Source organism: Pseudonocardia sp. TMWB2A, from assembly GCF_017312135.1.
On the sequence record NZ_QKQY01000002.1, the window covers coordinates 4,484,111 to 4,509,205 of the forward strand.

General features: G+C 73.5%; 27 protein-coding genes. 9 read left to right on the forward strand and 18 right to left on the reverse strand.

Features of this window, described 5'->3' with window-relative positions; translation table 11 throughout:
* Nucleotides 1-51: 51 nt before the first annotated feature.
* The 4 genes from sucB (at nt 52) to lipB (ending at nt 4,882) form a co-directional block, all read left to right on the forward strand.
* Nucleotides 52-1,857: a 2-oxoglutarate dehydrogenase, E2 component, dihydrolipoamide succinyltransferase gene (sucB, locus tag DMP17_RS35525; RefSeq protein ID WP_226357690.1), complete on the forward strand. Its 1,806-nt coding sequence runs from the start codon at nt 52-54 to the stop codon at nt 1,855-1,857.
* 139 nt (nt 1,858-1,996) lie between these two features.
* Entirely contained in the window at nt 1,997-2,887 is an 891-nt protein-coding gene (locus tag DMP17_RS35530) for a TIGR01777 family oxidoreductase (RefSeq protein WP_062403285.1), read from the forward strand.
* Nucleotides 2,884-4,149 (forward strand): NAD(P)/FAD-dependent oxidoreductase, encoded by a 1,266-nt coding sequence (locus tag DMP17_RS35535; RefSeq protein ID WP_226357692.1) that lies wholly within the window; start codon nt 2,884-2,886, stop codon nt 4,147-4,149. The genes DMP17_RS35530 and DMP17_RS35535 overlap by 4 nt, the downstream gene beginning before the upstream one ends.
* Before the next feature lie 10 nt (nt 4,150-4,159).
* The gene (lipB, locus tag DMP17_RS35540) at nt 4,160-4,882 is read left to right on the forward strand and encodes a lipoyl(octanoyl) transferase LipB (protein WP_337831835.1); all 723 of its coding nucleotides are present in this window, start codon (nt 4,160-4,162) and stop codon (nt 4,880-4,882) included.
* 19 nt (nt 4,883-4,901) lie between these two features.
* Here lipB and DMP17_RS35545 read toward each other — a convergent pair whose 3' ends face one another.
* The gene (locus DMP17_RS35545) at nt 4,902-5,834 is read right to left on the reverse strand and encodes an LLM class F420-dependent oxidoreductase (protein ID WP_226357693.1); all 933 of its coding nucleotides are present in this window, start codon (nt 5,832-5,834) and stop codon (nt 4,902-4,904) included.
* 85 nt (nt 5,835-5,919) lie between these two features.
* Here DMP17_RS35545 and DMP17_RS35550 point away from each other — a divergent pair, with 85 nt between their 5' ends.
* Genes DMP17_RS35550 through DMP17_RS35560 form a run of 3 tightly spaced genes read left to right on the forward strand, consistent with a single transcriptional unit; the run spans nt 5,920 to nt 8,624 of the window.
* Nucleotides 5,920-6,840, forward strand: coding sequence for an SDR family NAD(P)-dependent oxidoreductase (locus tag DMP17_RS35550; RefSeq protein ID WP_226357694.1), 921 nt, complete (start codon nt 5,920-5,922; stop codon nt 6,838-6,840).
* Complete coding sequence (gene lipA, locus DMP17_RS35555; RefSeq protein ID WP_178373444.1) at nt 6,837-7,841, forward strand: lipoyl synthase; 1,005 nt, start codon at nt 6,837-6,839, stop codon at nt 7,839-7,841. Before DMP17_RS35550 ends, lipA begins: the two co-directional genes overlap by 4 nt.
* A 45-nt stretch (nt 7,842-7,886) precedes the next feature.
* The gene (locus tag DMP17_RS35560; RefSeq protein WP_062395977.1) at nt 7,887-8,624 is read left to right on the forward strand and encodes a DUF4191 domain-containing protein; all 738 of its coding nucleotides are present in this window, start codon (nt 7,887-7,889) and stop codon (nt 8,622-8,624) included.
* Nucleotides 8,625-8,688: 64 nt separating this feature from the next.
* Here the strand turns inward: DMP17_RS35560 and DMP17_RS35565 are convergent, their stop codons facing one another.
* From DMP17_RS35565 to DMP17_RS35610, 10 genes are all read right to left on the reverse strand, one after another.
* Nucleotides 8,689-9,477 carry a (2Fe-2S)-binding protein gene (locus DMP17_RS35565; protein WP_226366161.1) on the reverse strand — a complete coding sequence of 263 codons (789 nt, stop codon included), beginning with the start codon at nt 9,475-9,477 and terminating at the stop codon, nt 8,689-8,691.
* Nucleotides 9,474-9,692, reverse strand: coding sequence for a hypothetical protein (locus DMP17_RS35570; protein WP_178373442.1), 219 nt, complete (start codon nt 9,690-9,692; stop codon nt 9,474-9,476). The genes DMP17_RS35565 and DMP17_RS35570 overlap by 4 nt, the downstream gene beginning before the upstream one ends.
* Nucleotides 9,689-10,117, reverse strand: coding sequence for a glycerol dehydratase reactivase beta/small subunit family protein (locus tag DMP17_RS35575; protein ID WP_337831836.1), 429 nt, complete (start codon nt 10,115-10,117; stop codon nt 9,689-9,691). Before DMP17_RS35575 ends, DMP17_RS35570 begins: the two co-directional genes overlap by 4 nt.
* The gene (locus DMP17_RS35580) at nt 10,114-11,982 is read right to left on the reverse strand and encodes a diol dehydratase reactivase subunit alpha (RefSeq protein ID WP_337831837.1); all 1,869 of its coding nucleotides are present in this window, start codon (nt 11,980-11,982) and stop codon (nt 10,114-10,116) included. Before DMP17_RS35580 ends, DMP17_RS35575 begins: the two co-directional genes overlap by 4 nt.
* A gap of 11 nt (nt 11,983-11,993) precedes the next feature.
* On the reverse strand, nt 11,994-12,569 hold the full coding sequence (locus tag DMP17_RS35585; RefSeq protein WP_226357700.1) for a propanediol/glycerol family dehydratase medium subunit: 576 nt from the start codon (nt 12,567-12,569) through the stop codon (nt 11,994-11,996).
* Complete coding sequence (locus DMP17_RS35590; RefSeq protein ID WP_226357701.1) at nt 12,566-14,287, reverse strand: propanediol/glycerol family dehydratase large subunit; 1,722 nt, start codon at nt 14,285-14,287, stop codon at nt 12,566-12,568. Before DMP17_RS35590 ends, DMP17_RS35585 begins: the two co-directional genes overlap by 4 nt.
* A 3-nt stretch (nt 14,288-14,290) precedes the next feature.
* Entirely contained in the window at nt 14,291-14,716 is a 426-nt protein-coding gene (locus tag DMP17_RS35595) for a diol dehydratase small subunit (RefSeq protein WP_178373437.1), read from the reverse strand.
* Nucleotides 14,713-15,573, reverse strand: a complete 861-nt coding sequence (locus DMP17_RS35600; RefSeq protein ID WP_337831838.1) for an MIP/aquaporin family protein — start codon at nt 15,571-15,573, stop codon at nt 14,713-14,715. Before DMP17_RS35600 ends, DMP17_RS35595 begins: the two co-directional genes overlap by 4 nt.
* Nucleotides 15,570-16,022, reverse strand: a complete 453-nt coding sequence (locus tag DMP17_RS35605) for a GlcG/HbpS family heme-binding protein (RefSeq protein ID WP_226357702.1) — start codon at nt 16,020-16,022, stop codon at nt 15,570-15,572. The genes DMP17_RS35600 and DMP17_RS35605 overlap by 4 nt, the downstream gene beginning before the upstream one ends.
* Nucleotides 16,023-16,241: 219 nt before the next feature.
* Nucleotides 16,242-17,285, reverse strand: coding sequence for a LuxR C-terminal-related transcriptional regulator (locus tag DMP17_RS35610; RefSeq protein ID WP_308253129.1), 1,044 nt, complete (start codon nt 17,283-17,285; stop codon nt 16,242-16,244).
* Nucleotides 17,286-17,407: 122 nt separating this feature from the next.
* Between DMP17_RS35610 and DMP17_RS35615 the strand changes: the two genes are divergently transcribed.
* A complete protein-coding gene (locus tag DMP17_RS35615) occupies nt 17,408-18,085 on the forward strand; it encodes a GntR family transcriptional regulator (RefSeq protein ID WP_226357704.1) in 678 nt (225 codons plus the stop codon).
* An 11-nt stretch (nt 18,086-18,096) separates the two neighbouring features.
* Here DMP17_RS35615 and DMP17_RS35620 read toward each other — a convergent pair whose 3' ends face one another.
* On the reverse strand, nt 18,097-18,567 hold the full coding sequence (locus tag DMP17_RS35620; RefSeq protein ID WP_226357705.1) for an RDD family protein: 471 nt from the start codon (nt 18,565-18,567) through the stop codon (nt 18,097-18,099).
* Nucleotides 18,568-18,750: 183 nt separating this feature from the next.
* Between DMP17_RS35620 and glnA the strand changes: the two genes are divergently transcribed.
* Complete coding sequence (gene glnA / locus DMP17_RS35625) at nt 18,751-20,172, forward strand: type I glutamate--ammonia ligase (protein WP_062395988.1); 1,422 nt, start codon at nt 18,751-18,753, stop codon at nt 20,170-20,172.
* A 123-nt stretch (nt 20,173-20,295) separates the two neighbouring features.
* Here glnA and DMP17_RS46540 read toward each other — a convergent pair whose 3' ends face one another.
* The 6 genes from DMP17_RS46540 to DMP17_RS35665 form a co-directional block, all read right to left on the reverse strand.
* Nucleotides 20,296-21,237, reverse strand: coding sequence for a cold-shock protein (locus DMP17_RS46540; RefSeq protein ID WP_443217990.1), 942 nt, complete (start codon nt 21,235-21,237; stop codon nt 20,296-20,298).
* Nucleotides 21,238-21,492: 255 nt separating this feature from the next.
* Nucleotides 21,493-21,774, reverse strand: a complete 282-nt coding sequence (locus tag DMP17_RS35645; protein ID WP_337831839.1) for a GlsB/YeaQ/YmgE family stress response membrane protein — start codon at nt 21,772-21,774, stop codon at nt 21,493-21,495.
* A gap of 737 nt (nt 21,775-22,511) precedes the next feature.
* The gene (locus tag DMP17_RS35650) at nt 22,512-22,946 is read right to left on the reverse strand and encodes a GlcG/HbpS family heme-binding protein (protein ID WP_073574172.1); all 435 of its coding nucleotides are present in this window, start codon (nt 22,944-22,946) and stop codon (nt 22,512-22,514) included.
* A 68-nt stretch (nt 22,947-23,014) separates the two neighbouring features.
* Nucleotides 23,015-23,437 (reverse strand): nitroreductase/quinone reductase family protein, encoded by a 423-nt coding sequence (locus tag DMP17_RS35655; protein ID WP_226366165.1) that lies wholly within the window; start codon nt 23,435-23,437, stop codon nt 23,015-23,017.
* A gap of 12 nt (nt 23,438-23,449) precedes the next feature.
* Nucleotides 23,450-24,163, reverse strand: coding sequence for a M50 family metallopeptidase (locus tag DMP17_RS35660; protein ID WP_226357707.1), 714 nt, complete (start codon nt 24,161-24,163; stop codon nt 23,450-23,452).
* A gap of 27 nt (nt 24,164-24,190) precedes the next feature.
* Complete coding sequence (locus tag DMP17_RS35665; protein ID WP_337831840.1) at nt 24,191-25,084, reverse strand: TIGR03619 family F420-dependent LLM class oxidoreductase; 894 nt, start codon at nt 25,082-25,084, stop codon at nt 24,191-24,193.
* Nucleotides 25,085-25,095: the final 11 nt, after the last annotated feature.

Genomic DNA, 25,095 nt, shown 5'->3' on the forward strand with positions numbered 1-25,095 from the left:
CCGGCCCCACAACCCGAACACCCACGCGGAACAAGAGGAGCTCCACCCGACATGGCCGTCACCGTTGAGATGCCCGCCCTGGGCGAGAGTGTCACCGAGGGCACCGTCACCCGCTGGCTCAAGGCCGAGGGCGACACCGTCGAGGTCGACGAGCCGTTGCTCGAGGTCTCGACCGACAAGGTCGACACGGAGATCCCGTCGCCCGCCGCGGGCGTCCTGAAGCGCATCATCGCGGGCGAGGACGACACGGTCGAGGTCGGCGGCGAGCTCGCCGTCATCGGCGACGCCGACGAGGCCGACGACGCCGGTTCGTCCGACTCCGGCTCCTCCGAGAAGGCCGAGGAGCCCGCGGAGTCCGAGGCGGAGCCCGAGCCCGAGCCGGAGCAGGCCGAGGAGGAGGCCCCGCAGCCGTCCTCCGGTGGCTCGTCGTCCGGTGGGGGCTCCGGCACCCCGGTCACGATGCCCGAGCTCGGCGAGTCGGTCACCGAGGGCACCGTGACCCGCTGGCTCAAGCAGGTCGGCGACGCCGTCGAGGTCGACGAGCCGCTGCTCGAGGTCTCCACCGACAAGGTCGACACCGAGATCCCCTCGCCGGTCGCGGGCACCGTGCTCGAGCACACCGTCGCCGAGGACGAGACCGTCGAGGTCGGCGCGCAGCTCGCGCTGGTCGGCGACGGCTCCGCCGCCCCGGCGCAGGACGAGGCGCCGAAGCAGGAGAAGGCTCCGGAGAAGAAGGAGGAGCCGAAGAAGGAGGCTCCGAAGGCCGAGCCCAAGCCGGAGCCGAAGGCCGAGCACCCCAAGGCCGAGGAGAAGCAGGAGAAGGCCCCGGCCGGGTCCGAGGACTCCCCCGCCGGGAAGATCGAGCCCTCCTCGAACGGCTCGGGCTCGGGTTCGGGCGAGAAGCCCTACGTGACCCCGCTGGTGCGCAAGCTGGCCCAGGAGCACGGCGTCGACCTCGACTCGGTCACCGGCTCCGGCGTCGGCGGCCGCATCCGCAAGCAGGACGTCCTCGCCGCCGCCGAGCAGGCGAAGGCCCCGGCGCAGGAGAAGCCGTCCGCCCCGGCGGAGCAGCCCGCCTCCGGTGGCGCGCCCAAGGAGCCGAAGGCCGTCCCGACCCGCGCGGACAACGCGCCGGAGCCGGGCACCACGGTCAAGCTCCCGCGGCTGCGCCAGGTCATCGCGCAGCGGATGAACGAGTCGCTCGCCACCTCGGCGCAGCTGACCACCGTCCAGGAGGTCGACCTCACCCGCATCGTCAAGCTGCGGAACCGGGTCAAGGAGGACTTCAAGCGTCGCGAGGGCGCCAACCTCACCTTCCTGGCCTTCATCGCCAAGGCGACCATCGAGGCGCTCAAGGCGTTCCCGTCGCTGAACGCCTCGATCTCCGAGGACAACAAGCAGGTCACCTACCACGGCTCGGTCCACATGGGCATCGCCGTGGACACCCCGCGCGGCCTGCTCGTGCCGGTGATCAAGGACGCCGACGACCTGTCGCTGGCCGGGATCGCCAAGAAGATCGCCGACGTCGCGGCCCGCACCCGCGACTCGAAGATCGGTCCGGACGAGCTGTCGGGCGGCACCTTCACGATCACGAACATCGGGTCCGCGGGCGCGCTGTTCGACACGCCGATCATCAACCAGCCCCAGGTCGCCATCCTGGGCACCGGCGCGATCTCGAAGGAGCCGAAGGTCGTCACCGGCCCCGAGGGCGACGACGTCATCGCCGTCCGCTCGGTCTGCTTCCTGCCGATGACCTACGACCACCGCCTGGTCGACGGCGCCGACGCCGGCCGCTTCCTGTCCGCGGTCAAGGCCCGGCTGGAGGAGGGCGCCTTCGAGGCCGAGCTCGGCCTGTAGGCACTCCCCGCGACACACGGCGGCCCGTCCCGGTTCACCCGGGGCGGGCCGCCGTCGTCACCGGTCCGGGTGAGCGGGTGACGATGGTCGCGGCATGTCCGGCTCGCGCGTCCGCCCGGGACCGGGAAGGATCGCGGCCGTGCGAGTCGTCGTGGCCGGTTCGTCCGGACTGATCGGAACAGCCCTGGTCGCCCACCTGAGGGGCGCGGGGCACGAGGTGCTGCGCCTGGTGCGGCGCACCCCCGCCGCCCCCGACGAGCGCGGCTGGGACCCGCCCGCCGGCACCGTCCAGGACGGCACCCTCGACGGCGCCGACGCGGTCGTGAACCTCAACGGCGCCGGCATCGCCGACCGGCCGTGGACCGGCGCCCGCAAGCAGCTGATCCGCGACTCGCGCAACGTCCCCACCGACGTCCTCGCCGAGGCCGTGGCCCGGCACAGGGTCCCGGTGCTGGTCAGCGGCTCGGCCGTCGGCTACTACGGCGACACCGGCCAGGTCGTCGTCGACGAGTCCGCGCCGTCGGGCTCGGGGTTCCTCGCCGACGTGTGCCGGGACTGGGAGGCCGCCGCCGCCCCCGCCGTGGACGCCGGCGCCCGGGTGGTGCTCGTCCGCACCGGTCTGGTCCTGTCCCCCTCCGGTGGGCTGCTCGCGATGCTGCGCCCGCTGTTCAAGGGGTTCCTCGGCGGGCGGATCGGCAAGGGCACCCAGTTCATGCCGTGGGTCTCCCTCGACGACCAGGTCGCGGCGATCCGGTTCGCCGTCGAGACCGAGGCGCTGTCCGGCCCGGCGAACGTGACCGGCCCGGTGCCGGTCACCAACGCCGAGTTCACCAAGGAGATGGCCGCGGCCGTCGGGCGGCCCGCGCCGTTCCCGGTGCCCGGCCCGGTGGTCTCCACCGTGCTCGGCGAGATGGGCCGCGAGATGCTGCTCGGCGGCCAGCGGGCGGTGCCGGCGGCGCTGCTCGAGGCCGGGTTCCAGTTCCGCCACCACACCGTCGGCGACGCGCTCTCGGCCGCGGTCGGGTCATGACCCCGTCCGACGTCGACGTCCTGGTGGTCGGGGCGGGCCTGTCCGGCCTGCGCGCGGCCACCGTGCTGCACCGGCACGGGCTGACCGTGCGCGTGCTGGAGTCCGCCGACCGGGTCGGCGGGCGGATGGCGACCGACGTCGTCGACGGGTTCCGCTGCGACCGCGGGTTCCAGGTGCTGAACACCGGGTACCCCGCGCTGCACGCCGCGCTCGCCCCGCACGGGCTCGACACCCTCGCCGCGCGGCCCTTCGAGCCCGGTGCCGCCATCCGGGCCGGCGACGGCGAGCTGCACCGCTTCGTCAACCCGCTGCGCCGCCCCGCGTCCGCCCCGGCCACCGCGCTGGACGACCTGTTCGGCCCGATCGAGAAGGCCAAGCTCGTCGCGTGGACGGCGAAGGTGCTGGCGTCGCCGCCGTCGCGGACCGCGACGCTGGTCGACTCCTCCGCCGCCGCGGACCTCGACGCCGCCGGGCTCGGCGGCGCGGTCACCGACCGGTTCCTGCGCCCCTTCCTGTCCGGCGTGCTCGGCGAGACCGCGCTGGAGACCTCGGCCGCGTTCGTGCGGCTGGTGTGGCGCAGCTTCGCCCTCGGCACGATCGTCGTGCCCGACGACGGCATGGAGGCGCTGCCCCGGCGGCTGGCCGCGGCCCTGCCCGAGGGCACCGTGACGCTCGGGACCCGGGTGCACGCCGTGCGCGGCGGGCCCGCCCCCGCCCTGGACACCGACGACGGCACCCTGTCCGCGCGGGCCGTCGTCGTCGCGGCGGACCCGCGGACGGCCGCCGCGCTGCTCCCCGGGGTCGCCGAGCCGCGGATGAACGCGCTGACCACGTTCTTCCACGTCCCGCCGCAGGCCCCGACGGCCTCCCCGCTGCTGCACCTGGACGGCACCGGCGGGCCGGTCGTCAACACGATGGTGATGACCGCGGCCGCGCCGGGCTACTCCGCCGACGGGCGCCCGCTGGTGGCGTCCTCGATCGTCGGGACCCCGGGGTCCACCGGGGTCGACGAGCCCGCGGTGCGCCGCGAGCTGGCCCGGATCTGGGGCGTCGGCACCGACGACTGGGCGCACCTGCACACCGCGCAGGTCGACGAGGCGCTGCCGCTGTTCGAGGCGGGGCGCCCGGTGCGCCGCGACGTCGACCTCGGGGAGAACCTGTTCGTCGCGGGCGACCACCGCGACACCCCGTCCACCCAGGGTGCGCTGGTCAGCGGCCGCCGGGCCGCGCAGGCCGTCCTCGCCCGGCTGGGCGCGGCGTAAGCTCGCCGCCATGCCCGCACCGCACCTGTCCTGCCGCGCCGCAACCGACGACGTCCGGGTCGACCGGCTCGGGCGCGTGGAGTACCAGGCGGCGTGGGACACCCAGAAGGCGCACGCCGAGGCCCGCAAGAACGGCGGGCCGGACGTGCTCATGCTGCTGGAGCACCCGCCCGTCTACACCGCGGGGCGGCGCACCCGGCCGGAGGACCGGCCCACCGACGGCACCCCGGTCGTCGACGTCGACCGCGGCGGGCGCATCACCTGGCACGGGCCGGGACAGCTCGTCGGCTACCCGATCATCGCCCTCGGCGAGCCGATGGACGTCGTGGACTACGTCCGCCGCCTGGAGGAGGCCCTCATCCGGGTCTGCCACGACCTCGGCGTGACGAGCGCGGGCCGGGTCGAGGGCCGCTCGGGCGTCTGGCTGCCCGCGCAGGGCTTCACCCCCGAGCGCAAGGTCGCCGCGATCGGCGTCCGGATCGCCGGCGGGGTCACCCAGCACGGCTTCGCGATCAACTGCGACGCCGACCTGGGCGACTTCGGGAAGATCGTGCCGTGCGGGATCGCCGACGCCGGCGTCACCACCCTGACCGCGGAGCTGGACCGGGAGGTGACCGTCGACGAGGTCGCCGGCCCGGCGGCCGCCGCCGTGCTGGACGCGCTCGACGGCCGGCTGCCGGTGGCCGAGCACCCGGTCGTCCGCCAGGTCGACCTGATGTCCGGCCTGGGCTGATCCCCCCGGCCCCGGTGCCTCAGGCGAGCTGGGGCACCACCGTCGCGGCGAAGTCCTCGATGTGGGCGAGGTCGGACAGGTCGAGGACCTGCAGATAGACCCGGGTCGTGCCGGTGACCTCGGCCCAGCGGCCGAGCCGGTCGACGATCTCGCCGGGGGTGCCGGCGAGGCTGCTCGCGCGGACCTCGGCGGCGTCGCGGCCCACCGCGGCCGCGCGGCGGTCGACCTCGGCGTCGTCCTTGCCCAGGCACAGCATCTGCGCCACCGAGTACGTGAGCGAGCCCGGGTCGCGCCCGGCGGCGGTGCACGCGTCGCGGACCCGGCCGAACTGGGCGGCGACGGCCTCGGGCTGCTGGAACGGCACGTTGAACTCGGTGGCGAACCGGGCGGCCAGCGCCGGGGTCTTCTTCTTGCCCATCCCGCCGACGATCACCGGCGGCGCGTCCTGCACCGGGCGCGGCAGCGCCGGGGAGTCGGTGACGGTGTAGTGCCGTCCCTGGTGGGTGAAGCGCCCGCCGAGCGGGGTCGCCCACAGCCCGGTCAGGATCTCCAGCTGCTCGGTGAGGATCTCGAAGCGCTCGGCCAGCGGCGGGAACGGGATGCCCAGCGCCCGGTGCTCGGCCTCGAACCAGCCCGAGCCGAGCCCGACCTCGACGCGGCCGCCGGACATCTCGTCGGCCTGTGCGACGGCGACGGCGAGCGGCCCGGGCAGCCGGAACGTCGCGCTGGTGACCAGGGTGCCGAGCCGGATGCGCTCGGTCTCGCGGCCGAGCGCGGCGAGGGTCACCCAGGCGTCCGTCGGGCCGGGGAGGCCGCTGCCGTCGCCCATCGCGACCCAGTGGTCGGAACGGAAGAACGCGTCGTAGCCGGCGTCCTGCGTGGTGCGGGCGACCCGCAGGAGGTCGGTGTAGCGGGCGCCCTGCTGGGGCTCGGTGAAGATCCGGAAGTCCACGGGTCGCGACGCTAGCCGCCCCGGCCCGCCCGCGCCGCCCGACCACCGTCGGCGGCCGTGGGGGCCCGCTCGCTACGGTCGCGTCGTGCACCCGATCCCCGACCAGACCGGCCGGACCGTCGTCGTCACCGGCACGACCTCCGGGCTCGGTCTCGCGCTGTCCACCGCGTTGGCCCGGGCCGGGGCCCGGGTGCTGATGACCGCCCGCGACGTGACCCGCGGCCGCGCCGCGGTGCGCGGGGCCGGTGGTGAGCTGGTGCTGCTGGACCTCGCCGACCTCGGCTCGGTGCGGGCCGCGGCGGCGGAGATCCGGGAGCGCACCGGGGACCGGGTGGACGTGCTCGTCAACAACGCGGGCGTCGCGATGGGGCCGCGTGCGGACACCGCGGACGGTTTCGAGCTGCAGATCGGCACCAACCACCTCGGGCCGGCCGCACTGACCTGGCTGCTGATGCCCGCGCTGCGGGCCGCCGGCGACCCGGAGCGGCCGTCGCGGGTCGTCACGACGTCCAGCCTCGGCCACCGCACCGGCCGGCTCGACCCCGACGACCTGGGGTGGCGGCGCCGGCGCTGGTCCCCGAACGCGGCCTACGGCGCGTCGAAGCTGGCGAACCTGCTGTTCGCCGCGGAGCTGGACCGGCGGCTGCGGCTGTCCGGGGACCCGGTGCTCTCGGTCGCCGCGCACCCGGGGATGACCGAGTCGTCGCTGCTCGCGAACTCCTTCCGGCGGGGCGCGACGCTGCAGGCGCGGCTGTTCGCCCCGTGGGAGCGCTGGCTCACGTCCCCGGTGTCCGAGGGCGTCGGGCCGCAGCTCGCCGCGGCGACGGGACCGGTCCACGGCGGCGACTACCTGGGCCCCACCGGGCTCGGCGAGGCCCGCGGCCCGGCCGGTCCGGCGCGGCGCTCGGCGGCCGCGCAGGACCCGGTGCTCGCGGGCAGGTTGTGGCAGGTCACGGCCGCCGCGACCGGCATCACACCGGACCCCGGGCGTAGGCTGGACGTGTGACCATCGCACCCGAAGGCCGCAAGCTCCTCCGCCTCGAGGTCCGCAACAGCGAGACCCCGATCGAGCGCAAGCCGTCCTGGATCCGCACCCGCGCCAAGACCGGTCCGCAGTACACCGAACTGAAGGGTCTCGTCCGGTCGGGCGGCCTGCACACGGTGTGCGAGGAGGCCGGTTGCCCCAACATCTACGAGTGCTGGGAGGACCGGGAGGCGACGTTCCTCATCGGCGGGGAGCAGTGCACCCGTCGCTGCGACTTCTGCCAGATCGACACCGGCAAGCCGGCCGACCTGGACACCGACGAGCCCCGCCGGGTGGCGGAGTCGGTGCAGCAGATGGGGCTGCGCTACTCCACCGTCACCGGTGTCGCGCGCGACGACCTCGACGACGGCGGCTCCTGGCTCTACGCCGAGACCGTCCGCAAGATCCACGAGCTGAACCCGGGCACCGGCGTCGAGCTGCTCGCCCCGGACTTCAACTCGATCGACGCCCAGCTGACCCCGGTCTTCGAGTCCCGCCCCGAGGTGTTCGCGCACAACCTCGAGACCGTCCCGCGGATCTTCAAGCGGATCCGCCCGGCGTTCCGCTACGACCGGTCGCTGGAGGTCATCACCAAGGCCCGCGAGTTCGGTCTGGTCACCAAGTCGAACCTGATCCTCGGCATGGGCGAGACCCCCGACGAGGTCACCTCCGCGCTGCAGGACCTGCACGACGCGGGCTGCGAGATCATCACGATCACCCAGTACCTGCGCCCGACCAAGCGCCACCACCCCGTCGAGCGGTGGGTCAAGCCCGAGGAGTTCGTCGAGCACTCCACGGCCGCCGAGCAGATCGGTTTCGCCGGTGTGATGGCCGGGCCGCTGGTGCGCTCGTCCTACCGGGCCGGCCGGCTCTACGCCCAGACCGTGGCCCACCGCGGCGAGGAGCTCTCCCCCGCCCTGGCGCACCTGGCCGACTCCGGCCCGGCCGCGCAGGAGGCCAGCTCCCTGCTGGCGCGCGGCTGAGACCTCCTCGCACCGTCGATCACCGGTCGGAAGTAGGCTGGTCACATGCCCGGCAAGCCCCGTAAGCCCTCGCCCGAAGAGAAGAAGGCGCTCAAGGCCCAGAAGAAGGCCGCGTCGAAGCAGCGTCGCCAGCAGATCTGGCAGGCGTTCCAGATGCAGCGCAAGGAGGACTCCAAGCTCCTCCCGATCATGATCGGCGTGTTCGTCGGGTCGATCGTGGTCGTCACGCTCATCGGGTGGCTGCTGGGCCTGGTCTGGTTCTTCGTGCCCTTCGGCATCCTGATCGGCGCGCTGGCGGCGTTCAGCATCTTCGGCCGCCGCGTCCAGAAGTCGATCTACGTGAAGGCCGACGGGCAGCCGGGCGCCGCGGGCTGGGCGCTGGACAACATGCGCGGGCAGTGGCGGATCACCCAGGGGATCGCGGGCACCACCCACCTCGACGCGGTGCACCGGGTCATCGGGCGGCCCGGGATCATCTTCGTCGCCGAGGGGGCCCCGCACCGGGTGAAGACCCTGCTCGCGCAGGAGAAGAAGCGCACCGCGCGGGTCGCCGGCAGCACCCCGATCTACGACGTGATCGTGGGCAACGAGGAGGGCCAGGTCCCGCTCAAGGGGCTGCAGCGCCACCTCATGAAGCTGCCCCGCAACATCTCCGCCGCCGAGATGGACTCCCTGGAGGGCAAGCTCAACGCCCTCGGCAGCCGCTCGGCCGCGATGCCCAAGGGGCCGATGCCCCAGGGCGCCAAGATGCGCAGCATCCAGCGCACCGTCCGCCGCCGCTGATCCCGCCGCCGGCCGGGCCGCGGCGGGCCCGGTCGCAGGGCCCGCGGCGGCGACGGCCGCCGGGTCAGTCGGTCGGGTCGCCGGACGCCTGCTCGCCGCGCAGGTCCGCGAGGACGCAGTCGGCGCAGGTGCTGCCGCCGGGCACCCGGTAGTACAGGCAGCAGGACCGGCGCCGGAACGTCCAGGCGTGGTCCGGTGCCACCGGGGCCCGCCGCTCCCCCGTACCGGTCAGCCGGGGGTGCTCCAGCAGGTCCGCGGCGACGGCGGCGACGGCGTCCGCCGCGTCGGGGCGCTGGATGTCGAGCACCCGCTTGGCCCCCGCGACCGACGACGCGACGTTGCCCCACAGCACCGTCCCGGACACGCCGAAGCGCTCGCCCGCGATCTCCACGAGCGGGGTGAGCACGTCGTCGACCAGCGGGGCCAGCGCGTCCGGCGCGGGGAACGGGCAGCGCACCACCCGGGGCGGGTCGAGCGCGACGACGTCGCCCAGCGGCGTCGCCGACCACCACAGCGTCTCCGGCCGCAGGTCGACCAGGACACCGTGCAGGGCCAGCGCCGCGACCGGCCCGGACAGCAGTTTCGCCGCGAGCCCCTGCACCGCGATCGACGCGGCGATCCGCCGGCCCAGCGGCGGCTCGGCCCCGAGCGCCACCCGGGTCCGTTCGACCCGGTCCAGCAGCGCGTCGGGGGCGAGGACGGCGGCGAACGGGCGGACCGACCGTCCGGCGGCCCGCTCCTCGGTGACGTCGAGGAGCTCGAAGAACGGCCCGACCGCCGCGAGCCCGGCCAGCACGTCGCTCACCGGCGGGGTGGTGGCCGGGCGCGCGATGTCGGTGTGGTCGGTGGTCACGGTGGCAGCCTCGCATCCCGGATCGTCCCGGTCGAGGTGTTCGTGAGGGTCCCGGCGAGCGGTCCGACCCACAGCACCACCCCCGCAGCGGCGACGACCGCGACCGCCTGCGCCGCCGTCGACGACGCCACCAGCGCGGCGAGCACCGTCAGCCACAGGAGGCCCCGCGCGGTCGCCCGTCCCGTCGCCGTCGCGGCCACCGGGAGGCGCGTCACGGCCGGGCACCGGCCGGTTCGGGCAGCGGCAGCCCGGTCACGATCCGGGCCGCCGCCGCACCCGCGCGGCGCCCGTGCGGCCGGTCCCCGGCCCGCTGCGGGCCGGCCGGTGCGGCCGGGTCCGGTGCTGGTTCGGTGAAGGCGGGCCGGTCGGCGGGCAGCTTGGTGTGGTGCACGACCACCGAGCCGTCGGCGCCGACCCCGACGCCGACGTCGAGCCGGGACCGCTGCGCCGCCCGGTGGGCCAGCGCGACGACCCCGGCGGTGCCCCCGACGGCGTCCGGGTCCGGCCAGGTCGTGACCGGGACGCCCTCCTCCTCGGCGCCGGCGAGCACCTCGCGCAGCACCGGGTCCGGGGTGTCCGGGTGGTGCCCGACGACGACCGACGGCGGCTCCGGGGCCGACGCCGGGCCCGGGCGGCTCATGCCGCCGGCTCCCCGCTGCTGACCAGCGAGCTCGCGTGTGCGTCGACCAGACCGGAGGCGACGGCGTTGCGCGGGCCCTCGGTGCCGTGCACGTTGCCGGTACCGCAGACCACGCCCGACCCGGCGAGCGCGTCGGCGATCATCTGCGGGATCTCGAAGTCCAGCGCGGACCCGCCGAGCAGCACGACGAAGTCGAGCATGCGCAGCGACCCGCTCGGGGCGACCTGGCGCAGCGCCCGCAGGGCGTTCACCACGAACACCCGGCGCTTCGCCTCCCGGCGCACCCGCACGACGTGGTCGATGGAGTGCCGCGTCTTGATCGGGACGGGCCCGTCCGGGGTCATGACGACGACCCGGGCGAACACGTGCGAGGGCAGCGGCTCGGTGAAGAACTGCACCGAGCCGTCCTCGTGGCGGATGTGGAAGAAGCTCTCCACCTTCGCCAGCGGGAACCACTTGACCTGCTCGGCGGTCTCGCGGTCGTCGAGCGCCAGCTCGGAGTCGATCAGCTTGGTGACCAGCTCCCCCGCGCCGGCGACGTGCACCGCGGTGCACGTGCCGTCCCGCAGCAGCAGCGCCGCGTCGGTGGACCCGCCGCCCATGTCGAGGATCGCGATCGGCGTGTCGGTCCCCGGGGTGGTCAGGGCCCCGCGGACCGCCATCTCGCCCTCGACGCCGCCGATCCGGGCCGAGCAGCCGAGCGTCTCGGCGACCTGGTCGGCGACGACCTGCATTCGGCTGCGGCTGGTACGCACCATCGCGGCGAGCGCGACGGCGTTCTCCAGCGACACCTCACCAGCCAGCCCGCCCCGCACCTCGCGCGGGACGAACGTGTCGATGGCCAGCACGTCGCGGATCCGGATCTCCCCGGCCGGCTGCCCGGTCACGTCGGTCATCGTGTCCCGGACCTGGGCGAGCATCCCGCCGACGTGCGTGCCGGGCTGGCCGGTCGCGTCGTCGAGGGGCTGCACCCGGGCCAGGGTCTCCATGATGTCGTCGGCGCCGGCGTCGACGTCGATCCGCAGGGTCTTGCCGGCCCCGGTCAGGACCAGCTCCCCCACTGGGACGCGCCGGTCGGTCACGTCCCCGGCCGGGGTCCGGACGACGACGGCCGACCGGTTCCCGGTCAGCGCCCGCGCCACCGGCGCGACCTGCCGGGTCTGGTCGGGGTCGAGCTCGAACACCGTGGCCAGGCCGTAGGAGTCCGACAGGGTCCGGATGGTGCGACCCGGCAGGGCCACCTCCACCGCCGCGGACATGCCGAGCGGCACCCGCTCGACGGCGCCGACCTCGTCGACGATCGGGATCGAGACGTCGATCCGGTTCGCAACGAGCACCGCGTCGTCCTGCGCCAGCACGGCCGCGACCAGCTCCAGGCCGCGTCCGAGCGCGTCGTTCAGCACCCGCGCGACGCGGTCGAAGTCCCACCCGCGCCCGACGACGGCGATCACCGGTCCCTCGGGCACCGGGCCGGGGCCGGTGAGGTCCTCCACCGCGACGGTGACGCCGACCCCGATCCCGCTGCCGCCCGGCGTCGCCGGGTTGTGCCCGATCATCGTGGACTCGGTGATGATCGTCTCGGTGATCGTCTCCATGGCGAGACCGCTGATCACCGGTGTCGCCTCGTTGAGCAGCACCTCGTCCAGCTCGTCGGCGGAGCGCCGGGCCCCTTCCAGGGCCCGGCGGACCGCCTTCACCGCGCCGTCGGTGTTGTCCGGGGTCCCCTTGACCCCGGTGGTGCGGGTCAGGGCGGTCCCGAGGTAGGTGACCCGGCCGCCGGCGTCGATCGAGGCCACGCAGGCCTCGGTCGTCGAGTTGCCGATGTCCACGCCCACGACCAGCCGCGAGCCGTCCGTCCCGTGCACCTGTGTCTCCTTCAGCCTGCGACCGGTGCGCCGAGGGCGACCTCGACCGGACGCACCCCGTTGCGGATCTGCTCGAACTCCTTCAGGTGCAGCAGCGCCGCCTTGGCCTGCCAGCGGGGGCGGGCCATCTGGTCGTTGCGGGTCGGCACCGGCTGCGGCGACTCGCCCTTGGCGTACTGCGCGGCGTTGGAGCCGATGCCGCGGAACACCTCGGCGTCGAGCAGCGGGGACTGCGGGAACAGCTCCAGGTTCGACAGCCGGGCGAGGTCCTTCTGGTGGATCATCGTGGTGCCCCGCGACAGCAGGCCCACGCAGATCCCGGAGCCGGACAGCTTCGCGCCGGTGTGGGCGATGGCCGCCAGGTCGGCGGTGTCCCACACCCGGATCAGCCGCGACGTCACGCCCTGCTCCTCGATGCCCGCCATGAGCTGGCGCAGCACCTCGGCGTGCGGGACGTTGACGATCGTGCGGGTGAAGAACCCGGCGAACGCCGGGGACACCGCGATGACGACCTCGTCGGGCCGGGTGCCGCGCTCGGCGGGCCCGATCTCGGTGAGCGACAACGGGTTCTCGGTAGCGATGCTCACGAGACCTCCTCCTCGGGGTTCTCGGCGCTGGTGACGTGGCGCAGCTTCTTCAGGGCGTTCCACCGGTCGCCGGTCAGGCGGTAGCCGGTGCCGGGACCGGCGTAGTCGTTGGCGTCGTTGATGGCGGCCTGCGGGACGAAGTTCTCGTCGAGGATCGCCGAGGTCTGGAGCAGGTCGCCGGACACGCGCTGGCGCAGGACCTGCAGCAGGTTCTCCGCGACGTCGTGGAAGCCGGTGCGCTCCAGGATCTTGACCAGGTCGAGGCCGGTGATGCCGCGGTCCATGACCGACTGGGCGCCCTTGAGGTCCTCGAGGACCTCGCGCAGCGGGTAGTCGGCGCTGGAGTTGGCGTAGGTGGCCGCCTCGATCTCCTCGTCGGTGATCCGCGGCAGGTCCAGCTCGGCGAACACGGCCTGCATCGCGCGGGCCGCCTTCTCGCGCACCGCGAGGATCTCCGGCTCGCGGACGTGGCGCAGGCCGCCGTCGATCTGGAGGTCGCGCTGGATGGTGTTCCAGTCGTCGTAGTCCTCGACGTCGAGGTTCGACCCGGCGAACATGTTGTCCGAGTTCGGCACGCCGGAGAAGCCGGAGCACACCAGGTCCTGGCCGGACAGCAGCTGCGGCATGAGCCGGCTGGTGCGGCGCATCGCCGAGTGCGAGAACGACTGGTCGTTGCCGGCCGCGCACTCGAGGTCGACCATGTTGCAGACCAGGTTCTCGGCGGCGACGGCACGGATGCCGCCGGGGACCGCGCCCGGGACGCCGATGCAGCTGATCGAGCCGTTCTGCAGGCCCTGGACGCCGGCGCCCTTGGCCATCAGGATGCAGCGGATCTCGAGGAACAGCATGGAGCGGCCCTCGGCGTTGCCCATCTGCACCTCCGACCCGGTGCCCGAGGTGAAGCGCATCTTGATGCCGCGGGAGGCGTAGGCGCTGGCCAGGAACGACTTCGACCACGGGGTGTCGTCGCCGTCGACGAAGACCGACTCGGTGCCGTAGACCGAGATCGTCTCGGCGTAGCCGGTGATGCCGCGCATGCCCAGGTCGAGCTCGGTGGCCTCCTCCAGCGCGCACTGGGTGATGACACCGCCGCGCCCGGACTGGGCACCGACCTGCAGGCCGATGGCGACGAGCGGGGCGTAGCGCAGGACGCCGAGGGTCGTCTCCATCTCGGCGAAGCCGCGCAGCGCGGCCTCGGCGGCGTCGGCCGCGACCTGGATGGGGTTGTCCCGGGCGCTGGTGGAGTGCGCCTGGTTGGCGGGGCTGCGACGGGCCCGCATCTTCTGCATCGACATCATGATCTCGACGACGTTGAGCAGCTTGACGACGTCGAGCAGCTTGGCCGGGGTGAGACCACGGGTGATGTCGAGCAGGTCGGCCCGGGTCACGCCCGGGTCGACGAGCATCCGCGCGATGTCCTTCGAGGGGATCGCGGTGGCCCGCTCGGCGACCTCGACGTCGATAGCGTGGTCGGCGATGAAGGTGTCCATGAAGTCGAACGCGGCGCGCTCGCGCCCGTCCATCTCCACGATCACGCCGTTCTCGACGCGGACGCTCGGCTGCGGGTCGAAGTCGCTCTCCATCGCGACGAGACCCTTCTCCGGCCACTCCTCGACGAAACCGTCGAGGTTGACCGGGCGGGACTCGAGCATGTCGGTGCGCTTCGAGGTCCGGGCCCCGGTCGCCGGGGTGCCCACCTCGGGGAGGGTGCTGGTCATCGGTCAGTCTCCTTCGCGGGCGAGCAGGTCGCGGGCGGCGTAGACCTGCGCGGCCTCGCGGACGAGCGCGGCACAGGTGGCGGCGGCGTAGTCGTTCTCCAGCCGGTCGGCGATCTCCGCGAGCCGGGCGGCCGACGAGGCGCGGGGCCGCAGCGCGTTGTAGATCGCGAGGACCTCGTCGTCGGGGACGGCGGTGAGCTCGGCGGCGCGCCGCATGTTCTCGGCGAGCTGGCGGCGGCCGACCGCGTCGGAGATCTGGCCCTGCAGCTGCAGCGTCTCGGCCGAGATGCGGAGGTCCTCGTTGCGGATCTCCCCGGACACGACGGCGGCCATGGTGACCTCCGCCAGCGGCCGGCCGGTCGGGGTGCGGAGCAGGTCGGGCCGCTGCACGGACAGCGGGTAGTCGGTGGGGCCGAGGGTGGTGGTCATCGGGTCTCCTCCAGGCGGGACGGCAGGGGCTGCTCGACCGGGGCGTCCGGCTGCGGGACGCGGCCGACGGGGACCTCGCCGGTCGCGGCGGCCTCCAGCTCGGCCGGGGCGAGGAAGCGCTCGACCAGCAGGACGAACGCGCCGCCACCGATCAGACCGCCGAGCAGCGGGGCGACGATCGGCAGCCACCAGTACGGGACGCCTGCGCTCGTGACGAACGCGGTGTCGTAGCCGGTGACGAACGAGGCCAGGCGCGGGCCCAGGTCACGGGCCGGGTTGATGGCGTACCCGGCGTTGGCACCGAAGGCGATGCCGATGCCGACGACCAGGAACCCGATCATGAAGGGCGCCATGTTGGCGCCGGGCGGGTTGTTGAGCGCGTTGGTCAGCGCGAAGATCACGAAGACCAGCAGGGCGGTGCCGACGATCTGGTCACCGAACGCGGCGAAGATCGTGACGTGCTCACCGGGCAGGGTCGAGAAGATGGTCTGGGTGGCGACGGTGTGACCGGGGTCGACCGCGGCGATCGGGCCGGCGTAGACGGCCCGCACGACGAGGGCGGCGAGGAAGGCGCCGGCCGTCTGCGCCAGCGAGTAGGGCAGGACCTTGCGCCAGGAGAAGCCCTTGAACACGGCCAGGGCCAGGGTGACGGCCGGGTTGAGGTGGGCACCGCTCACACGGCCGGCGATGTAGACGCCCATCGTGACCGCGACGCCCCAGCCCCAGACCAGGGTGCCCCAGTCGCCCGCCTTGCCGTCGGAGGTGACGACCTGGGCGACGGTGCCGCAGCCGATGAGGATCAGGACGAAGGTCCCGGCGAACTCGGCTGCGAGCTCGCCCGCGTCCCCGCGGCTCACGCGAGTGCCGCGACGGCGGCCTCGGCCACCGTCACGTCCTGCTCCACCGAGCCGGCGCTGACCCCGACCGCGCCGACGAGCTCGCCGTCGCGGTGGATCGGGATGCCGCCACCGAAGATGACCATGCCGCCCGCGGTGTGCTCGAGGCCGTAGAGCTCGGCACCGGGCTGCACCAGCGGGGTCAGCGCGGCGGTCGGCAGGTTCATCAGGATCGACGTGCGCGCCTTGCGCTGGGCGATGTCGATGCTCGCGCGGATCGCGCCGTCCTGGCGGGCGAAGGCGAGCAGGTGACCGCCGTCGTCCACGATCGCGACGTTCATCGGCTGGCCGATCTCGGTCGCCTTCGCCAGTCCGGCGGCCAGCGCCTTCTCGGCGTCCTGGAGGGTCAGTCGCTGCATCCGGGCCTCACTCCTCGTCGAGTCGAGCTGCCCGGTTCCGTACCGGGCCACGACGAGGACGCTATGAGCGCGGTCACCGGTGAGATATGAGGACTCTCCCTACCTCACCCCCACCCCCACACCCTCCGGGGAGGGCCGTATGGCCCAGTCGGCGCCGGTGCGGAGGGGTCGACGGATCGGTCGCCGCAGCGGCGTCGACCGGGTGGCCCGGCCGGCCGGCTGCGGCGACGGCGGCCACGCCGTCAAGCGTGCGGGCCGGAGTGCCGTCGCTCAGTTGCCCGCGCCGAAGCGGGCGAGCATGGTCCGGTTGCGGGCGCCGGTCTTCCGCAGCACCGCACCGACGTGCTTCTCCACCGTCTTGACCGAGATGGCCAGCCGGGTGGCGATCTGCTTGTCCGCCAGCCCCTGCTCGACGAGTGCGCGGACCTCCCGCTCCCGCAGGGTGAGCGTGTGCTGGCCGCGGGCCGGCTGCAGGCCGGTGGGCGGCAGCACGAGCGAACCCGCCGTGTACGGGGTGGGCGGGTCGGGCCAGCAGGCCCGCACACGTGTCCCCCACCCGGGGACGCTGTCGATCTCCAGCCGGCCGCCCGCCGCGCGCACGGTGGACTCGACCCGGTCCAGCCCGGACCGGGGCGCGGTGACGGGGTCGAAACCGCGGCCGTCGTCCTCGACGAGCAGGCGGACCGTGCCCGCCTCGAACGCCAGCCCCACCCGCAGCGTGCACGCACCGGAGTGCAGCACCGCGTTGTCGAGCAGCAGCCGCGCGACCTCGTGCACCCCGGTCGCGACGACCGGGTCCGGCACCCGCTCGGTACCCAGGGTGACCACGCCGCCGCGGGCACCGAGAGCGCGCAGCGCACGGTCCAGCTCGGCCCGCAGCTCCGGCAGCAGCTGCGGCGCGGCGGGGGCGGTCGCGACCGCCGGGACGTCGGCGAGCAGCCGGGCCGCCATCACCGCGACGGCAGCCTGCTCGGCGAATCCCTCGACCGCGGCGACGTCGGAATCACGGAAGGATCCACCCCCGCCGAAAGCACAGGCTCCGAGGAGTTCGTCGTCCCACCAGAGGGGGGTTCCGAGCACGTCCGGTGCGCCAGGACCGTCCCCCTCCACAAGGAGGGTGCGGGGCTCCCGGACCAGACGGGCCAGGACGTCCTCGACCGGGGGCAGCGGATCCCGGTGCACGACCGGCGCCGGGTCGCCCAGCAACGCGACGGTGCCGCCACCACCGCCCAGCCTGCTGGTCGTGCGCCGGACGAGGTCGTCGAGCAGCGTCGTCACACCCCGGTCCTGCACCGCACCGTGAGTGAGGATCACCCGGTCCTCCCGGTATCCATCTTGCATCTATGTCGCGTTCCTGGAGGGGAACGGTAGGGATGTCGGCCGGGGTGGGCAAGCCTCGCGAACCCGGGCCGGACGTGATCAGGCATCATTCGGACGTGGACGACGGGTCACGGGCGAGCGGTAGCGCCACCGAACGGGCGTACCGGTTCGCCAAGGCCGGGATCCTCGACGGCTCCCTGCCCGCGGGCGAGCTGATCAGCGAGGGTCAGGTCGCGCGGCCGCTGGCGCTGAGCCGCACACCGGTCCGCGAGGCGTTCCTGCAGCTGCAGGCCGAGGGACTGCTGAAGCTCTATCCCAAGCGCGGCGCGCTCGTGGTGCCGGTCTCCCCCGGTGAGGTGGACGCCGTCGTCGAGGCGCGCGACGTCATCGAGTCGCACGCGATCGCCACCGTCGTGGGGGTCGACGACGAGACCCTGGAGCACATCGCCGCCGCGATGGACGCCGCGATCGACGACCAGCTCGCCGCCGTGGCCGCGCGCGACGAGCTCGCCTTCGTCGAGGCCGACCGCCAGTTCCACACCGTGCTGGTACGGGCCGGGTGCCGCAGCATCCTGCTGGAGGTCTACGGGACGCTGCGCGACCGGCAGCTGCGGATGAACATGGGCGCCCTCGGTGGCCGCTTCCCCGGCCGGGCCGAGCGCCTGGTCTCCGAGCACCGGCAGCTGCTCGCCGGGCTGCGCGCCCGGGACCGCCAGGGCGCCGTGGCCGTGCTGCGGGTGCACCTGGCCGGCACCCGGGCGTCGGTCCTGGGCGCCCCGCCGGCGAGCGCCTGAGCCGCCGGGCCTCAGCCCCGCAGCACCCGCACCACGACCGTGCGGCTCGCGCGGTCGTGCCAGCCGCGGCCGTCGGTGTCGCGCAGGAACGGCGGCAGCACCACCGCGATCATCGCGGTGCGCAGCAGCGCCCGCGGCACGCCGACGTGGGTCGCCATGTCGGTGCGCGCGACCCGCATCCCCAGCGCGAGGTGCCCCGGCGCCGTGCCGAGCACCGACACGGACAGCGCGGTGATCACGAACCAGGTCCCGAGGACCCACCAGCTGAACTCCGGGGTGCCGAGCGCGTCGACCCCGGCGACCAGCAGCACCAGCAGGTAGGACAGGAACCAGTCGAGGCAGACGCCGGCGACCCGGCGGCCGAACCCGGCGACGGAGTAGTGGCCGGTCGCCGGCAGCCCGAGACGCTCGCCGGGGTGTCCGGCCGGGGCGGAGCCTCCGGCGGATGAACCGGGGAGCCAGGACTCGATCCAACGGGCCATGCTCTCTAGCGTAGGCGCCGTAGCCGCACCACCGAGCGGGACCGGACCGGACACCGATGACGAACGTGATCGATGTCGCGGTCGGGTCAGTTAACGTCGGTGAAACAGGTGAGTGATGGGTGAGCAACACGCCACTCCTACCGTCACCCACGATCTCCACCAGCGAATGAAGGAGCCCAGAGAGTGTTCAGCAACGCCGAAGAGGTACTCAAGTACATCTCGGACGAGAAGGTCGAGTACGTCGACATCAGGTTCTGCGACCTGCCCGGCGTCATGCAGCACCTCACCGTCCCCGCCAAGACGGCCGGCGACCTCCTGGAGAACGGTGCCGCCTTCGACGGCTCCTCCGTCCGCGGTTTCCAGGCGATCAACGAGTCCGACATGGCGCTGCACCCGGACACGACGACCGCCCGTCTCGACCCGTTCCGCAAGCACAAGACGCTGAACATCAACTTCTTCGTGCACGACCCGATCACCGGTGAGCCCTACTCCCGGGACCCGCGGAACGTCGCACGCAAGGCCCAGGAGTACCTGGCCGCGTCCGGCATCGCCGACACCGCGTACATGGCGCCCGAGGCCGAGTTCTACGTCTTCGACTCGATCCGGTTCGGCACCGACCCGCACCAGGCCTACCACCACATCGACTCCGCGGAGGGCTGGTGGAACACCGGCCGCGAGGAGGTCGGTGGCAACCTGGGCTACAAGGTCAACTACAAGGGCGGCTACTTCCCCGTCCCGCCGGTCGACCACTACGCCGACCTGCGCGCCGACATCGTCACCGCGATGCAGGCGTCGGGCTTCGAGGTGGAGCGCGAGCACCACGAGGTCGGCACCGCGGGCCAGGCCGAGATCAACTACAAGTTCGACACGCTGCTGCGTGCGGCCGACGACGTCATGCTCTTCAAGTACCTGGTGAAGAACGTCGCGTGGCAGAACGGCAAGACCGCGACCTTCATGCCGAAGCCGCTGTTCGGCGACAACGGCTCGGGCATGCACGTGCACTCGTCGCTGTGGAAGGACGGGCAGCCGCTCTTCCACGACGAGTCCGGCTACGGCGGCCTGTCCGACACCGCCCGCTACTACATCGGCGGCCTGCTGCACCACGCGCCGTCGCTGCTGGCGTTCACCAACCCGACGGTGAACTCCTACCACCGCCTGGTCCCGGGCTTCGAGGCGCCGGTCAACCTGGTCTACTCCGCGCGCAACCGCTCGGCCTGCATCCGCATCCCGCTGACCGGTGACAGCCCGAAGGCCAAGCGCGTCGAGTTCCGCTGCCCCGACTCGTCCGGCAACCCGTACCTCGCCTTCTCGGCGATCCTGATGGCCGGCCTCGACGGCATCAAGAACAAGATCGAGCCGCCGGCGCCGATCGACAAGGACCTCTACGAGCTCCCGCCGGAGGAGGCCAAGGACATCGCGCAGGTCCCGGCCTCGCTCGGTGCGGTCATCGACAAGCTGGAGCAGGACCACGACTACCTGCTCGAGGGTGGCGTGTTCACCCCGGACCTGATCGAGACCTGGATCTCCTACAAGCGGGAGAACGAGATCGACCCGCTGCGGCTGCGCCCGCACCCGTACGAGTTCGCCCTGTACTACGACGTCTGATCGAGACGTGCCGCTGACCGTCGGGTCGGCGGGATGACGGCGGTCGACCCGGCAGGATGCCTGTCGGGTCGGCCGCCGTTCGTCGTTCTCCCACGGGGCCCGGCCGGGGACCCCGGGCTCGCGTCAGAGGCGTTCGACGCGGTCGGCCTGCGGGCCCCGGTCGCTCTGACGCACCGCGTAGCGGACGCGGTCGCCCTTCTGCAGCGGCTCCGACCCCGCGATCACCGACACGTGGACGAAGAGGTCGTCGCCGCCGGCGTCCGGGGCGATGAAGCCGAAGCCGCGGTCCTCGTCGTAGCGCACGACGACGCCCTCGCCACCGCGTGCGGGCACCTCGCGCGACGCCGGCCCCGAGGCCGCGGCGGGTGCCGGCCGCTTCGGCGCCGGGGGCTCACCGCTGCGGACCAGGTGCACGTCACGGGCCTGCGGGCCCCGGTCCCCGTCGGTCACCTCGTAGGCGATGCGGTCGCCCTCCGCGAGCCACGTCAGCCCCTCGGCCAGGGCCCGGGCGTGGACGAAGACGTCCTCGCCGCCGGAGTCGGGGGTGACGAAGCCGAAGCCCTTGTCCTCGTCGTACCAGGCCACCGTGCCGTCGGCGTCGTCCGCGGTGTCGTCGGTGGCGGGCAGGCCTGCCCCCGCTCCCAGCGGGATCACGTGCCCGGCCTGCGGACCGCGCTCGCCCTCGACGACCAGGAAGGCCACCCGCTGTCCCTCGGTGACCACGCCGCCGGTCACGATGGCGGAGCTGTGCACGAAGATGTCGGCGCCGCCGCCGTCCGGGGACGCGAAGCCGTACCCCTTCCCCGGCTCGTACCAGTTGACGGTGCCGAGCAGGCCCAGGGCGCTCTCGGCAGCCTCCGCCGTGACGCGCACCCGCAGCGCCTGGGGTCCGCGGTCGTTCTCGCCGACCTCGAACTCGACGACCTGGCCCTCGCGGAGCACCGGCGCGCCGCCGCCCCCGACGATCTCCGACGCGTGCACGAACACGTCCGGCGAGCCGTCCTCGGGTGCGAGGAAGCCGAAACCCCGTTCGGCGTCGAACCAGCGGACGGTCCCTTGCGGCATCGAGAACTCCAGATCGGGAAGGCGGGTCACTGGCCCCAGTCTCCCCGACGGACCCCGCGCTCCCTCGGGCCGGGCCCACAGGCCGGCGGTGCGGGGGCGTGGAGCGGCCGTCCGGGCGACAGGCAGGCACCGCGTTGCTGTTGGGGCTGTCGGGCAGCGCTGTTTCGTCGTAGATCCGAGAGGGGCGCGCACGACAGCGCCGCCCCGTCCGAAGGGACGGGGCGGCGCTATGGTCTCGCTGAGACTACCGCTGCGTCAGCGGCCGACCTTCTTGCGACCGGTGATGGCGTTGTAGATGACCAGAACGATGATCGCACCGATCACCGAACCGATGATGCCGCCGAACGAGAAGCTCATGAACTGCGCGGTACCACCACCGGAGATCAGCGACCAGAGCAGGCCACCGACGAGCGAACCGACGATACCGAGAACGATGGTGGGAAGAATACCCATCTTGTCGTTACCCGGAACGATGGCGCGGGCGAGGAAGCCGGCGATGAGACCGACGACGATCGCGATGAGAATGGTCCAGAGCATGGGGATGTCTCCTCTGTGCGGCGTATGGACGAGCAGCAGCCCGGGGTACCGGACCAGGCTGACACCGAGTGACCCGTGGGACTCACAACGAAACGTCCCGAATGGTCACCGTTCGGACGCGATCGAAAGACGGGAGAACATCGACCCGGCCCGACTGCGCCGACCGGCACCTAAAGGACCGCCCGACCGGCAGCCGACGTACGGCCGACCGGACCACACGGAACCCGGTGTCGAGTACAACGCCGACGACGCTAACCACTGCCGGTCACGGAAACATCGCAGAACACCCCTGCCCCACCATCAGGTGCCGGAGTTCGCACGGTCGGGGTCTTCCCGGATGCGCGCGCGTCACGAGGCGGTCACGGCGGACGGATGCGACCCCCGCTCAGGGTCAGGTCCGCTCGGAGCATCCCGGACGCGGAATCGGTGCAGACATCATCTCACCGACCGCGTCCGCGGATTCGTTGACAGGGGTGGGACGCGAATGCTTGACTCAGAGCTACCGTGTTCCAGGTCACACGGAGTGAGGGCCACACCGGCCCGGCCACTCCGCTCGGTGACACCGCCCGGGTGTCCAAGGAACGGCACCGGCCACGCGCGACCCTCTGCGTCACCCTGCGCCCTGCGGCGCGACCACGAACGTGCACGGTCCTTCCTCGGCGGCAGGATCGTGTCCCCTCCGCGCCCCCGGGCTGACCTCGTCGCCCGGGGGTGCGGCACATTCCGGGGCGTCGGGACTACTCGGCGCCGGTGACCGCGACCAGACCGGCGGCCTCGATCCCCGCGAGGGCGGCGGCCTCGTCGTTGAGCGACGCGTCGCCGGTCACCCCGACGGCGCCGAGCAGCGCGCCGGCCGCGTCCTTGACGAAGACCCCGCCGGGCACGGAGAGGATCTTGCCGCCGGCGAGGTTCGCCACCGAGGTGAAGAACTCCGGGGAGTCCGCGGCCCGGGCGGCGATCGCGCGGTTGGTCATGCCGAGGGCGAGCACACCGCTGGCCTTGGCGACGGCGAGGTCGGGGCGCAGGAAGCCCGAGCCGTCCTGGCGGGCCAGGGCGACGATCGCACCGCCCGGGTCGAGCACCGCGACCGTGAGCGGGTTGAAGCCCTGCTCGGTGCCGTGGGCCAGGGCAGCGGCGGCGATGGTCTGGGCCTGCTCGAGGGAGATCGTCATGGCCCGAACCCTGCCATCACCGCGGCGCCCATGCCCACCCCGGCCTCACGCAGCGGGCAGGACGGCGGTCAGCGCCGGGTGAGGCCCACCAGCGGGATCCTACGGTCGGTCTTGCGCTCGTAGTCGGCGAAGCCGCCGTTGTTCTCCTTGATCCAGGTCCAGATGCGGTCGCGGTCGGCGTCGTCGAGCTCGCTCGCGTGCACCGGGACGGTCTCGACCCCGCCCTCGCCGTCGGCGATCTCGGCGGTGACGTCCGGGTTCGCCATCAGGTTGTGGAACCAGGCGGGGTGACGCGGGGCGCCCGCCGCGGAGGCGACGACGACCCAGCGGTCACCGTCGGCGAACCAGCGCAGCGGCGCGATCCGCTCGGCGCCGCTCTTCGCGCCGACGTGGTGGACGAGGATCATCGGCAGGCCGGTGAACGGCTCGCCGACCCGGCCGTCGTTCTCCCGGAACTCGCGGATCACCCTGGTGTTGAAGTCCTCTGCCATGACCCCATGCTGTCAGGCCGGTGCCCCACCGGGGGCGAACACGACCCAGCAGGCGGCGAGCGTCGCCGCGAACGCGACGAGGACGAACAGTGCCGCCCACGCCCCGCCGCCGAGCGGGGTGAGCTCGGCGAGCCGGTCGGCGTCGGAGTGGCGCAGCCTGCCCCCGCGACGACCCCGGCGCAGCTCCAGGCAGGCCTTCACCCCGCCGAACAGCAGGAACCAGGTCAGCGCGGCGGCGAACCCGGTCCGCAGGTCGGCCGGGGCGCGCAGCGCGACGAGAACGAGCACCGCCCCGGTCGCGACGACGGCCAGGCCGCCGTAGAGGTTGCGGATCTGCAGCAGCGTCGCGGCGAGCAGGACCACCGCGATCCACAGCATCACCTGCGCCTCGTCCGCCGCGACCAGCACCGCACCGCCGAGGCCGAGCAGCGGCGGGAAGACGTAGCCGGCGAAGAACATCGCGACCACGCCGGGCCCGCGCCCGGCGCCGGTGGAGTGCGTGACGCCGGAGGAGTCGGCGTGCAGCCGGATCCCGGCCAGGCCCCGCCCGACCAGCACCGCGACGAGTGCGTGCCCGCCCTCGTGGGCGATCGTGACCGCGGTGCGCGTCAGCCGCCAGGTCGGCCGCCACGCCACGACCGCCAAAGCCAGCAGCGCGGCCAGCAGCGACGCCGGCCGGGCCGCGACGAGCTCGTACCCGCGGGTGATCACGTCGAGGTCTGCCACGGACCCCAGTGAACCAGCGGGGTCCGGTCACCCCGCGCCGAGGATCTCCTCGACCGCCTCCAGCGCCGAGTCGGTGTCGTCGGCCAGGTACATGAGGTCGACGAAGGTGTGGTCGACGTCGGTGTCGGCGGCGGCCCGGCGCACCAGCGCGGCCGCGTCGGCGGCGGTCTCCCCCGGCTTCGGGTTGACCCGCAGCACCGCGCCGATCGCGTCGGCGGGGCGGCCCGCCTCGGCCGCGGCGGCACGCAGGTCCGCCCAGGGCGCGGAGACCGCGGCGTCGAGGTCGGTGACGTCGGAGGTGACGACCGGCAGGAACCCGTCGGCCCGTTCCGCGATCCGCCGGCGCGCCCGGGGGCTGAACCCGCCCAGGTAGACCGGCACGTGGTGCGGCCGGGCGTGCACGTACGACGGTGCGACACTCGCGAACCGGCCGGTGAACTCCACCGGGTCGTCGTGCCACCAGGCGTCGAACAGGTCGAGGGTCTCGTCGAGCCGGGCGCCGCGCTCGCCCATCGGGACGCCCACGGCGTCGTACTCCTCGGGCGACCAGCCGATGCCGAGGCCGAGCAGCAGCCGCCCACCGGACAGGTTGTCGATCGTCGCCGCCTGCCGGGCCAGCAGCGCCGCCGGGTACCAGGGCGCGTTGAGCGTGCTGGTGCCGAGCTGCACCCGCGCGGTGACGGCGGCCGCCGCGGTCAGCAGCGCCAGCGGGTCGTGCGCGGCGGTGAACTGCTCGGGCACGCTGCCCGGGCCGCCGGGCCCGCCGCCGTAGCCGACCGTCGGGTCGACGGCCACCAGCAGCCGGTCGCCGGTCCACAGGCTCGCCGCGCCGCGCTCCTCGGCGCCCGCCGCGAAGCACATCGTCCCGTCCACGTGGGCCGCGGCCGCACCGAACTGCGGGATCCCGAAACCGATTCGCACTTGACCTCCAG